General features: G+C 63.7%; 14 protein-coding genes. 2 read left to right on the top strand and 12 right to left on the bottom strand.

Features of this window, described 5'->3' with window-relative positions:
- Positions 1-2: 2 nt before the first annotated feature.
- Genes ACNKU3_RS05605 through ACNKU3_RS05585 form a run of 5 tightly spaced genes read right to left on the bottom strand, consistent with a single transcriptional unit; the run spans position 3 to position 3,111 of the window.
- Positions 3-1,145 carry a 4-phosphoerythronate dehydrogenase gene (locus ACNKU3_RS05605; RefSeq protein ID WP_418258433.1) on the bottom strand — a complete coding sequence of 381 codons (1,143 nt, stop codon included), beginning with the start codon at positions 1,143-1,145 and terminating at the stop codon, positions 3-5.
- Positions 1,142-2,047: a 5'-3' exonuclease gene (locus ACNKU3_RS05600; RefSeq protein WP_418258432.1), complete on the bottom strand. Its 906-nt coding sequence runs from the start codon at positions 2,045-2,047 to the stop codon at positions 1,142-1,144. Before ACNKU3_RS05600 ends, ACNKU3_RS05605 begins: the two co-directional genes overlap by 4 nt.
- Complete coding sequence (locus tag ACNKU3_RS05595) at positions 2,044-2,610, bottom strand: elongation factor P hydroxylase (protein WP_418258431.1); 567 nt, start codon at positions 2,608-2,610, stop codon at positions 2,044-2,046. Before ACNKU3_RS05595 ends, ACNKU3_RS05600 begins: the two co-directional genes overlap by 4 nt.
- Positions 2,610-2,852, bottom strand: a complete 243-nt coding sequence (gene tusA / locus ACNKU3_RS05590) for a sulfurtransferase TusA (protein ID WP_418258430.1) — start codon at positions 2,850-2,852, stop codon at positions 2,610-2,612. Before tusA ends, ACNKU3_RS05595 begins: the two co-directional genes overlap by 1 nt.
- 13 nt (positions 2,853-2,865) lie before the next feature.
- The gene (locus ACNKU3_RS05585; protein ID WP_418258429.1) at positions 2,866-3,111 is read right to left on the bottom strand and encodes a YheU family protein; all 246 of its coding nucleotides are present in this window, start codon (positions 3,109-3,111) and stop codon (positions 2,866-2,868) included.
- 75 nt (positions 3,112-3,186) lie between these two features.
- On the opposite strand from ACNKU3_RS05585, the gene ACNKU3_RS05580 reads away from it, so the two are divergent.
- On the top strand, positions 3,187-3,705 hold the full coding sequence (locus ACNKU3_RS05580) for a glycine cleavage system protein R (RefSeq protein WP_418258428.1): 519 nt from the start codon (positions 3,187-3,189) through the stop codon (positions 3,703-3,705).
- A gap of 439 nt (positions 3,706-4,144) precedes the next feature.
- On the opposite strand, the gene ACNKU3_RS05575 is transcribed toward ACNKU3_RS05580, so the two are convergent.
- Genes ACNKU3_RS05575 through prmB form a run of 3 tightly spaced genes read right to left on the bottom strand, consistent with a single transcriptional unit; the run spans position 4,145 to position 6,449 of the window.
- Positions 4,145-4,372: a hypothetical protein gene (locus ACNKU3_RS05575; RefSeq protein WP_418258427.1), complete on the bottom strand. Its 228-nt coding sequence runs from the start codon at positions 4,370-4,372 to the stop codon at positions 4,145-4,147.
- A complete protein-coding gene (gene aroC / locus ACNKU3_RS05570; protein ID WP_418258426.1) occupies positions 4,373-5,488 on the bottom strand; it encodes a chorismate synthase in 1,116 nt (371 codons plus the stop codon).
- A gap of 43 nt (positions 5,489-5,531) precedes the next feature.
- Positions 5,532-6,449, bottom strand: coding sequence for a 50S ribosomal protein L3 N(5)-glutamine methyltransferase (gene prmB, locus ACNKU3_RS05565; protein WP_418258425.1), 918 nt, complete (start codon positions 6,447-6,449; stop codon positions 5,532-5,534).
- Between the two features lie 112 nt (positions 6,450-6,561).
- On the opposite strand from prmB, the gene folE reads away from it, so the two are divergent.
- A complete protein-coding gene (folE, locus tag ACNKU3_RS05560) occupies positions 6,562-7,110 on the top strand; it encodes a GTP cyclohydrolase I FolE (RefSeq protein WP_418258424.1) in 549 nt (182 codons plus the stop codon).
- Between the two features lie 294 nt (positions 7,111-7,404).
- Here folE and ACNKU3_RS05555 read toward each other — a convergent pair whose 3' ends face one another.
- The 4 genes from ACNKU3_RS05555 to htpG form a co-directional block, all read right to left on the bottom strand.
- Entirely contained in the window at positions 7,405-7,971 is a 567-nt protein-coding gene (locus ACNKU3_RS05555; protein WP_418258423.1) for a DUF4892 domain-containing protein, read from the bottom strand.
- A 9-nt stretch (positions 7,972-7,980) separates the two neighbouring features.
- Entirely contained in the window at positions 7,981-8,838 is an 858-nt protein-coding gene (locus tag ACNKU3_RS05550) for an alpha/beta fold hydrolase (protein ID WP_418258422.1), read from the bottom strand.
- Complete coding sequence (gene sixA, locus ACNKU3_RS05545; RefSeq protein WP_418258421.1) at positions 8,838-9,335, bottom strand: phosphohistidine phosphatase SixA; 498 nt, start codon at positions 9,333-9,335, stop codon at positions 8,838-8,840. The genes ACNKU3_RS05550 and sixA overlap by 1 nt, the downstream gene beginning before the upstream one ends.
- 92 nt (positions 9,336-9,427) lie before the next feature.
- Complete coding sequence (gene htpG, locus ACNKU3_RS05540) at positions 9,428-11,350, bottom strand: molecular chaperone HtpG (protein ID WP_418258420.1); 1,923 nt, start codon at positions 11,348-11,350, stop codon at positions 9,428-9,430.
- Positions 11,351-11,428 lie beyond the last annotated feature (78 nt).

Here is an 11,428-nt window from a genome sequence, read left to right as displayed (position 1 = left end):
TGCTAGGATGCCTCGCGGGGAATGGCCCCCAATGCGCGCACCAGGCCCGCATGACTTTCCGCGCCAGTGTCCAGGTTTACCACACTGCCGGCCAGTTCCCGGCGCTCCGGGTAGTGCTTGCGCAGCAGGTCGAAATTCCGGGCGGCCTGTTCCGCTGGTGCACCCAACACGGCATCGCGCAGTCGCCGGTCGTCATCGGCCACGCGATAGCGCTGCGCCAGCAGCTGGCGCAGTGCATCCGCGGGTGACCCCGGCGCGGCGAGGAACAGCGGCCCCGGATCGGGAGCCCGGGGTGCGGGAACATCCAGGCCGAGGGTTTGCGCCAGCGCGGTCGCCAGCATCCCGGTGGCCAGCAGTTTGCCGTCCAGGCTGTAGCCGGCGATATGGGCGGTGCCGAGGTCTACCCCAGCGAGCAGTTCCGGGTCCAGCTGGGGCTCCGGCTCCCAGACGTCGAGCACCACTGCGGGCGCATCGGGCTGCTGCAGGCGCGCCAGCAAGTCGCGGTTGTCGACCACCGGGCCGCGGCTGGCATTGACCAGCAACTGCCCGGACTGCAGCTGCGCCAGCTCACTGGCGCCGAGCAGGTGGTAACTCGGCCAGGGCTGTGCGCGGACCAGGGAGGGGTGCAGGCTGACGACGCTGCAGGCGAGGACGTCATCCAGCGAAGCGCAATTGGGTACAGCGCCCGCCTCGAGCCAGGGATCGCAGACACAGTAATCGATCGCCAGGTGTTGCAGGCGCCGGACCACAGCCTGACCGATATGCCCGTAGCCGACGATGCCGATGCGTGCGCCGGCCAGGAGCCGCTCCAGGAAGTCGCCGTTCTCGGCAATCGCGGCGAGCAGGTATTCCACCACAGAATTGGCATTGCTGCCCGGGGCGTGGCAAAAGCCGATCCCCTGCGCGGCGAGCCATTCCCGGTCAATATGGTCGAATCCGCTGGTGGCGGTGCCGACGAAGCGAACCGGTGTGCCCGCCAGCAGTGCCGCGTCCACCCGCGTTACGGAGCGCACCAGCAGTGCATCCGCCTGCAGCAGTTGCTCGCGAGCTATCTGGCGGCCGGGCGCCCGGGTAATCTCGGCGAAATTCCCCAGGTAGGCCTCGGCGCCGGGTATGTTTTCGTCGACCAGTACGCGCGGTTTCACAGCCCTTCCCCGAGACCATGCCAGCGTTCCCGCAGGCGGCCTCCAACGCCGAGAGAAGCCAGGTAGTCGGCCACGGCTTCGCCCCTGGCCACCGCCGGTGAAAATGCCGGCAGGCGGTCCAGCCCGGGGATGGCCGCTTCCAGCCGGGCCAGCTGCCGCGATACCAGCGCCTGTGCCCAGTGGGGTTCCATTTTTCCCCACAGGGAGCTGGCGCCGCGCAGCGGCAGTGAGGCGATCTCCCCGGCGTGTGCAGCGATACCCTCGAGATCACCGTAGGCCTGCAACAGGCCCGCCGCGGTCTTGGGGCCGACGCCGGGAATCCCGGGAATATCGTCGATGGCGTCACCGACCAGCCCGAGGTAGTCGGCAAACTGCTCGGGTTTCACGCCGAAGCGTTCGACGAAGGCCAGACGGTCCAGGCGGTGATCGGCGGCAAAATCCCACCAGCAGTCGTGCTGCTCCTCGAGAAGCTGGCCGAGGTCCTTGTCACGCGTCAGCACCGTGACCGGCACCTGTTCCTGGCGCGCCAGGCGGGCCAGGGTGGCGATGTAATCGTCGGCCTCGTAGCGCGGCCCGCCGTAACAGGGAATTCCGGCACGCTCGGTCACTTCCCGGCAGGCCAGTAACTGGAAGGCCAGCGCCTCATCCGGCAGTTCCCGGCTGGCCTTGTACCCGGCGTAGATTTCATTGCGGAAACAGCTGCCGAGGCTCTCGTCGAACGCAGCTGCGATATGGGTGCAGGCGTCGTTGTGGGTGAGTGCGTCATACAGGAAGCCGGCGTAGCCGATGACCGCATTCAGCGGCATGCCGTCGGCGGTGTACCAGCGGTCAGGCATGGAGAACCAGGCCCGGAAAATATACACCGAGGCGTCGATCAGCCAGACCCGGGGCTGCGTTGTCACAGGATGCTGTCGCGCTCGAAAACCAGCGCTGCAAGCCTGGCGCCGCTGCGGAATTCCGCGGCGAGCGCAGTGAACAGGAGTGCGGCGCGCGGCGGCAGGCCCTGTGCCTGCCACGCTGCCGCCTGCCGGGTCACGGCGTCTGCAAACGCGCGATTGTCCGGGCAACTGCCGTCGGCGTTGAAGTTGTCGGCACTCAGGCGAAAGCGGTAGGCACAGGCCTGGGACAGGATCCACTCCAGCGCCTGGGGTTTGACCTCGACAGCTTCGAACGCCTGTTGCTGCCCGGCGTTGCGACCCTCCGGGGCATACCAGTAGCCGAAATCGACCTGCAGGCGGCGCTCGCGGCCGGCGATACACCAGTGGGCGATTTCGTGGAGGGCGCTGGCGAAGAAATCCTCGCGGTAGTAGAGCTCGCTGCAAGGCCGCTCCCCGCCTGCCGGCAGGTACACCGGTTCGCTGGCCCCGCCGATCAGCCGGGTGTTCTCGGAAGCAGCGAAGCAGCGGTGAAAGACCTGTTCCAGCCGGGTCGCGACAAAACTGTCCCGCGGAAGCGCACTGCCCATCAGTCGTTGCCCTGCTTGCGCAGCCAGTAGCGGTACTGGCCCTCGTGTTCGTCCTGTTGCAGCAGGTCGTGGCCGAGGAAATTGCAGAACTTGGGAATGTCGCGCTGGGTTGAGGGGTCTGTCGCCAGCACCTGCAATACTTCGCCGTCGTCCATGTCGCGAATACGGTTGTGCAGCAACATCACCGGCTCCGGGCAGAACAGGCCGGTGGCGTCGAGAATGTGATCTGCCTTTATGGACATAGTAATCAAACCTTCATGCGTCTTGCTGCAGGCGCCGCGCGTCCTCGCCCTTGACCAGGTCCCAGTCCTCGGTCTCCAGGTGGAAGAGAATGCACAGCTCGCCGCGCTCAATCTGGCGGCGCAGATTGCCCACCTTTTGCGCCAGCGTCAATTCCACTTCGCCGTAGTCGGTGCCGTCGCGACTGGCGAATTCCTCGAGCAGCGCCTGCAGGGTATCCGGCGCCAGTTTTGCCACTGGCACTTCCACAAAAGACGTCACAATCCGCTCTCCTTCTGCCCCGCTCACTTGCGCGTTACTATACGGCCTGCGTCCAGGATTGTGGAGACAGACCCCGTGAGCAAGACCTACATAATAACCTTTATCGGCGACGACCGGCCGGGACTGGTGGAACAGCTATCCAGCACTATCGAGCGGCACGGCGGCAACTGGCAGGAGAGCCAGCTCTCGCAGCTCGGCGGCAAGTTTGCCGGCCTGATCCTGGTCAGCCTCGCCGGCGCGGACGGCACCGAGCTCGAAGAAGCCCTGAAAGGCCTGGCCGCCAGCGGCCTGAGCGTAAGGGTAACGCCCTGTTCCGGCGCGGTCGCTTCCACCGAGGGTGAGCACAGCATCGCCCTGAGTGTGCTCGGCCCCGATCGTCCCGGCATCGTGCGGGAAATCTCCCGGGCCCTGGCCCAGCGGCAGATCAATGTCGCGGAGATGGAAAGCAGCGTGGAAAGTGCGCCGATGAGCGGCGAGCTGTTGTTCCGGGCCGCTATCCGGGCGCTGGTGCCCGCGGATACCGACATGGGCGACCTGCAGGATTCACTGGACACGATTGCCAACCAGATGACACTGGAGATAGATCTCGACTGATCAGAGCCCAGGGTCCGGTAGCTACGGGAGATACACTGGCTGTAGATTCGGTAGTGCCCGATGCGTGCTTCAATGCCACAGTGCCCCCACGGCTCGAGAGCGCTTTAACTCACCGTGGGGGCACTGTGGCATTGAAACACTCACTACCAGTGTTGCCCCACTCCACTTCCTTTCTATAAAGAATTACGCTTGTCAGCAGCGAGTGCAGGCGAATGTCCCGTGCGTCGAGTCAGTCGCTACCGCCATCCATGGCTCTCGCGACATACCGTACATCCTGTACATAAAAGTCTTTCGAGTAAGCACGGGACATTCGCCTGTGGTCGCGTGTGTAATGCGCAAATATCGGGGCCCGGAATTAGCGGGCCCACATGCAATCCCAGCGTGTGAGGGGCAATAGCCCTACTCGCCTATAGACGGTGGGCATTCTTGCCAACGGCGTTCAAAAAAACCTCTGCAACAACTTGCGCAACCCCAGCCAAAGCCCGGCAAAGAAGGCCGCGGCGAGGATCACCACCGCCGCGGTCAGTAACGTGAGCAGAATCAGCTCGCGCATGCTCTGCCAGGGGATGTCGAACTGGTCTACCGCGACATAGATCAGCGCCCCGAGGGCCAGGATACTCAGGACCAGGGTGCGGTAGTAGCGCCGGACGCTGCGCAAACCCGCCATTCAGCCCTCGTTCCGGGTAGGCGCAGTTGCCGGGATGACCGGGGTCTCGCTGGTCACGCCGGCGTTTTGGCCGCGGTGCCGGAGCAGGTGGTCCATCAGCACGATGGCCAGCATGGCCTCGGCGATGGGCGTGGCCCTGATGCCGACGCAGGGGTCATGGCGGCCGTGGGTGGCGACTTCCATGGCGTTGCCGTGGGTGTCGATAGTCGCCCCGGGCTGGCGGATGCTGGAGGTGGGCTTCAGGGCAATGCTGACGGTGATGTCCTGGCCGCTGGAAATGCCGCCGAGCACGCCGCCGGCGTTATTGCCGATGAACCCCTCTGGGGTGAGCAGGTCGCGGTGTTCGCTGCCCTTCTGCTCGATGCTGGCGAAACCGGCGCCGATCTCCACGCCTTTCACCGCGTTGATGCCCATCATCGCGTGGGCGATGTCCGCGTCGAGGCGGTCGAACACGGGTTCGCCGAGGCCGGGGGGCACGTTGCTGGCGACGATATTGATCCGGGCGCCGATGGAGTTGCCCTCCTTGTTCAGCGCCGCCATGTAGGTCTCCATCTCGGCCACCGCATCGCTGTCCGGGCAGAAGAAGGGATTGGTTTCGACGATGTCCCAGTCCAGTTTGCGGGCATGGATGGGGCCCAGTTGCGACAGATAGCCGCGGACCTGAATGCCGCAGGTTTGCTGCAGGTACTTCTTGGCGATGGCCCCGGCGGCGACCCGCATCGCGGTTTCCCGGGCGGAGGAACGGCCGCCGCCGCGGTAATCGCGGAAACCGTATTTCTGGTTGTAGGTGTAGTCAGCGTGCGCCGGGCGGAAGGTACTGGCGATATTGGAGTAATCCTTGGAACGCTGGTCCGTGTTCTCGATCAGCAGGCCGATGGACGTGCCGGTGGTGCGGCCCTCAAAGACTCCGGAGAGAATACGCACTTCATCGGCTTCGCGCCGCTGGGTGGTGAAGCGTGAGGTGCCCGGCTTGCGCCGGTCGAGGTCCCGTTGCAGGTCCGCCTCGCAGATCTCCAGTCCCGGGGGACAACCGTCGACGATACAGCCGAGGGCCGGGCCGTGGCTCTCGCCGAAACTGGTGACGGTGAAAAGTTTGCCGATGGAATTGCCTGCCATGTCTGCGCCATATCCGGAAAATCAAAGCCGGCTATTATAGCCGTTAATGGCGCAGGCTTGCTCGGTGTTCTCGCAGTTCCCGCGCGGCGAGGGCGAACACGCCGTGCCCGCCCTGCTCGAATTCCAGCCAGGTAAAGGGAACGCCCGGGTAGGCCGCTTCCAGTGACTCCCAGCTGTTGCCGACCTCCACCACCAGCAAGCCCTCATCAGTGAGGAATTCTTCCGCCCTGGCCAGGATCCGCCGGGTCAGGTCGAGCCCGTCCTCGCCGCTGCCGAGTGCCAGTGGCGGTTCATGGTGATATTCCGCGGGCATGACCGAGAGGTCGGCGGCATCCACATAGGGCGGGTTGGACAGGATGATGTCGAAGCGCTGTTGCGGCAGCGCTTCGAACAGGTCCGACTGCACCAGCGTGACCCGCGACTCGAGACCGAGCCTGGCGCGATTTTCACGGGCCAGGCTGAGCGCCTGGCCGTCGATATCCGCGAGCACGACATCGGCCGCGCCGTAGTGGGCCGCGGCCAGGCCGATACAGCCCCCGCCGCAGCACAGGTCGAGGATATGCACAGGTTCCGGCCCCTGGTACCAGGGCTGGTAATCGTTGAGGATGAGTTCCGCGATGGGCGAGCGGGGAATGATGGCGCGCTCGTCGCAGTTGAATTCCAGCCCCGCGAACCAGGCCTTGCCCAGCAGGTAGGGCAGCGGTACCCGCTCATCGAGCCGGCGCCGCAGCAGGGCCATGCCGCTCTGGAACTGCGCGTCGTCGAGCGGCAGCTCCAGCACTTCCCGGCCCGCATCGGCCGCCTGCCCCGCGACGTGCAGGACCAGCTGCACCGCCTCGTCCCAGGCGTTGTCCGTGCCGTGGCCGTAAAAAACGTCACTGTTGCGCAGCGCTTCGTGGCAGTGGCGCAGGAAGTCCCCGAGGGTCTCCGGGGCGGCAATATTGAGGTGCTGTTCGCTCATGGCGAGAGTGTAAACCTCCCTGACATCGAATTGCCATGCCGCGGTGCGATTGTTAACATCCCCACCCCGGCCGCAGTGGCCAGCGACATTTTATAATTCAGGAGAACCTGACGTGGAACAACACTGGGCCGCTATCATCGAAGCCATTGGCGAAGACCTGCAACGTCCCGGTCTCGTCGACACTCCCAAGCGGGCCGCCAAGGCCTTCGAGTTCCTCACCCGCGGTTACGAGCAGTCGGTCGAGGAAGTCGTCAACAACGCGCTGTTTCCCTCTGATTCCAGCGAAATGGTCATCGTGCAGGACGTGGAACTCTACTCCCTCTGTGAGCACCACATGCTGCCGTTTATCGGCAAGTGCCACGTGGCCTACATCCCCACCGGTTACGTGCTCGGCCTGTCCAAGGTGGCGCGGATCGTCGATATCTTCGCCCGTCGCCTGCAGATCCAGGAATCCCTGACTACCCAGATCGCCTCGACCATCATGGACGTGACCGGTGCCGAGGGTGTCGGTGTGATTATCGAGGCGAAACACATGTGCATGATGATGCGCGGGGTGGAAAAGCAGAACTCGGTAATGAAGTCCTCCGCGATGCTGGGCAGCTTCCGGGATTCCCAGAAGACCCGCGACGAGTTTCTGCAGATTCTGCAGCTGCGCCGTTAATTCCCGCAACCCGGTCGGGATATTCGTGTCCTGTCGCGGTTACTGGCGCACTTTAGCCGCAATTACAGCCAAATGTCCCGTGCTTACTCGAATGACTTTTAACTCGACGCACGGAACATTTGGCTGAACTCGCTCCCCTGGCGGCTGATTCTGGCGGAGCACTGTGTATCCAGTTTTGCCTCCCAGCGAGGGATTCGATGCAACATAGCCCCCACGGTGAGTTAAAGCGCTCTCGAGCCGTGGGGGCTATGTTGCATTGAAGCCCGGCTCGAAGCTGACAAAGTCCCCGGTATTTTACTCCTCAGGTGTTGCCGGTTCTGAAACCGTCACCAACTCCGCATGCAGATATTGCCGGTCCGCCAGCCGTGCGGCGCTGAACAGGAGCACCCGGTAGTCACCGGCACCCGGGTCTTTCGGACCATATACCCGGTAATTCTGGTACTCATCCCGCCCGTACAACAGGCGTTCACCGAACACCTGGTTGGCCCACTGCGATCCCTGGCCACAGCCGCGGCTTTCACAGCTGAACAGGAGCTCACTGCTGGTCGACAGTTTGCTCCCCACGTTCTCGAGAACGCGCTCCGCGTCGTAACCGTCGACAATCTGCCAGGTGTAGCGCACGCGGTGCCCGCTCAGCCGTTCGCTGCGCTTGAAGCCCCAGACACCGCTGCGTTTCTGGATGGCGCCGAGACCGATTTCGTAATCGACGACATCGCTCTCGCTGAAACTGATGCGCTGGGTGTGGGGGAACTGGTCCAGTTCAGCCAGTATTCCGGCGGCGGTCTGCGCCCGCAGCTGCGGGGAAAGTCCCAGCAGGAAAACCAGGGTAGCGACGATGGCGAAGGTGTTTTTATGGGGCATGGAAGCCTGTCAGTTCGTTTGCAGGAATGTCTGGATGGTGCCGGCAATTCTAGCCACGCCATCCTCCAGATGGAAATGATGGCCACCCGCCTGGCTCTCCATTCGCGCAGCGGCCATCTGCGCGACCAGTTCGGCAAAGCGGCTGGACATGAGGGGAACCAGTCCGGTTTCGGCTACCAGTACCAGGGTCGGGGCGGTAACGGCGCGCAGCATCGCCTCGATCTGCCCGACCGAAAGCTTGACTGCCGAGGCGCCGCGCAAGCGCGGGTCGGAGGTCCAGCAAACGCCCGCGCCCTCCGCCCGTAAACTGCGCGGCAGCATCAGTTCGGCTGCCTTCAAGGGCAGGCCATTGGCGGTTCTTACGGCCATGGCTCTTTCCGCCGAGGGATAGACGGTTGGCTGGCGGCCCAGGTAGCGTTCGCGCTGTTCCACGAACTGGCGCAACTGTGTGACAAATGCCTCTTCACCGGTGGCTTCCGGCGACAAGCCGTCCAGTAACACCAGCCGGGCGATGCGTTCGGGAAAACAGGCCGCAAACAGTGTCGCGATGATCGCACCGCGGGAATGGCCCATCAGGTGGCAGTGTTGCCAGCCCAGTTGATCGAGAATTGACAGCAGCTGTGGCAGGTCGTCGTAGATCTGGTAGGTCGCGTCGCGGGAGCGCCAGCTGGAACGCCCGTGGCCGCTGAGGTCGACCGCCACCACGTGGAAGTCATCCAGCAGCGGCGCCAGCCTGGCGAAACTTGCGGCGTTGTCGAGCCAGCCGTGCAGGGCCAGCAGCGGCGGATGGTGTGGATTGCCCCAGGCGAGCCCCGCATACCACAGTCCGTCGACTTCCCAGCCGATTTCAGTGGGGTTTGCGGGCATCAGGCCTGCGCCCGGTATTCGGGCGGTTGGGCGCTGAACATGAGCTCCGCGGTACCGGCCATGGCGATATCGAGGCGCAGCATGGCAAACCCGCCGGGTACCAGGGCGGCGACCCTGCCGGGATCGCCAAGGTAGTGGTCAATCAGCGCGGAAACCAGGGGCTGGTGCGACACCAGGATGGCGTGTTCGACACCGCCCTCCAGCAGCGGGTCGAGCATGGCGCTGACATCGCCGATCCGGCTCCCCGGGACCAAGGCTTCGGCCGACTCGAGGACCGCCTGGGAGAATTGCCGGCCGATAATATCCGCGGTCTGTGCGGTCCGCAGCCAGCGGCTGTGGAGGATTATTTCCGGAAGCGCCAGGCGGCGCATCTCGCACTGCTGGTGAAACTGGTCACAGCCAAAACTGATGTCGTCGAGGCCGGTTTCCGTCAGTTCTCGATCAATGTCCTGCGCGGCATTGGCCGCCTGTCCATGCCGCCAGATTGTAAGGATCATCCAGGCTCCGGGGTTCCTTTATCTTCTTCTGGCGCAGTTTAACAAAAAAGCGGGCTTGTGAGCCCGCTTTCATGAGGTCCTGGCGGAGTGTACTAGCGGCCGCTCAGGGTGAGCAGCAGGCGGTTGAGGCGCGCTACATAGGTGGCCGGGTCGTCGAGTTGCCCGCCTTCGGCGAGCAGGGCCTGGTCGAACACGACACTGGCGAGATCGGCAAAGCGCTCCTCGTCCTGCTCCTGGTCGAGCATTTCGAGCAAGGGGTGGTGCGGGTTGATCTCGAGGATCGGTTTGCTGTCGGGGACAGCCTGACCAGCCGCTTCCAGAATACGGCGCATCTGCGCGCCCATGTCGTGTTCGCCGACTACCAGGCAGGCCGGGGACTCGGTGAGCCGCACGGTGGCGCGCACCTCGGCCACTTTCTCCTCGAGGACCTTGCCAAGGCGCTCGACCAGGGCTTCGCTCTCCTTTTCCAGTTTTTCGCGCTCGGTTTTTTCTTCCTCGCTGTCCTCGCCCAGGTCGAGAGCACCGCGGGCCACGTCCTGCACCTGCTTGCCGTCGAACTCCTGCAGGTGGCTCATCAGCCAGTCGTCGATCCGGTCACACAGCAGCAGGACTTCAATGCCCTTCTTGCGGAATATTTCAAGGTGAGGGCTGTTCTTCGCGGTGTTGAAGTTCTCGCCGACCACGTAGTAGATCTTGTCCTGACCCTCTTTGATGCGTGCAAGGTAATCGTCGAGGCCCTGGTCCTGCTCCGGGCTGTCGGTGTGGGTGGTGGAGAAGCGCAGCAGTTTGGCGATTTTTTCCTTGTTGGCGAAGTCCTCCGCGGGCCCTTCCTTGAGGACCTGGCCAAACTCCTTCCAGAAGGCGGCGTACTGTTCGGGTTGGTTTTTCGCCAGTTTTTCCAGCATGTCCAGCGCGCGCTTGGTCAGCGCGCCGCGCATGGAGTCGACCGAGGCATCCTTCTGCAGAATTTCACGGGACACGTTCAGCGGCAGGTCGTTGGAGTCGACCACGCCCTTGACGAAGCGCAGGTACAGGGGGAGGAACTGGTCGGCCTCGTCCATGATGAAGGTGCGCTGTACGTAGAGTTTCAGGCCCCGCGCCATCTCCCGGTTCCACAGGTCGAAGGGCGCGCGTTTCGGGATGTACAGCAGGCTGGTGTACTCGAGTTTGCCCTCGACCCGGTTGTGGCTCCAGGTCAGCGGCTCGTCGAAGTCGTGGGAAACGTGGTGGTAGAACTCCTTGTACTCGTCGTCCGAAACCTCGGTACGGCTGCGCGTCCACAGGGCGGTCGCCGAGTTCACGGACTTGTACTCGGGTGCCGCAGGTTCTGGCTCCCCCTCGTCCTCGCCCGCGTGCGCCGGGAACGGGGTCTCCAGCATTTTTACCGGCACGGAGATGTGGTCCGAGTACTTCTTGATCACGCTGCGCACCCGGTAATCGTCGGCGAACTCCTCACAGCCGGATTTCAGGTGCAGGACAATACTGGTACCGCGCCCGGCCTTGTCGGCCTGGCCTACGGAAAACTCCGATTCGCCCTGGGACTCCCAGGTCACGCCGGATTCAGCCGGCTCGCCGGCCTTGCGGGTATGCACCTGTACCCGGTCCGCGACAATGAACGCGGAATAGAACCCCACGCCGAACTGGCCGATCAGCTGGGAGTCCCGTTTCTGGTCGCCGCTGAGGTTCTGCATGAAGGCCGCAGTGCCGGACTTGGCGATAGTCCCGAGGTTCTCGATCACTTCCTCGCGGGTCATGCCGATGCCGTTGTCGCTGATGGTGACGGTCTTCGCGTCCTTGTCGACATCCACCCGGATCTCGTAGTCGCCCTCCCCTTCGAGGATGCTGTCATCGGCCAGCGCCTGGAAGCGCAGCTTGTCGATGGCGTCGGAGGCATTGGAAATCAGCTCGCGGAGGAAAATCTCCTTGTTCGAGTACAGGGAGTGGATCATCAGGTGAAGCAGCTGCTTCGCCTCGGTCTGGAAACCCAGTGTCTCTTGTTGTACTTCGGCGGTCATGGCGTCCTCTTCTCGGTTCGGGGTTAACGCAATGACTCCGATATGGGGGTTCTCTGGCTGAATTCAAGGCTATAGCGC

This window comes from Haliea sp. E17, from assembly GCF_048323675.1.
Classification (GTDB): domain Bacteria; phylum Pseudomonadota; class Gammaproteobacteria; order Pseudomonadales; family Halieaceae; genus Mangrovimicrobium.
Note: the sequence above shows the minus strand (reverse complement) of the source record. Positions and strands in the feature narration are given on the sequence as shown.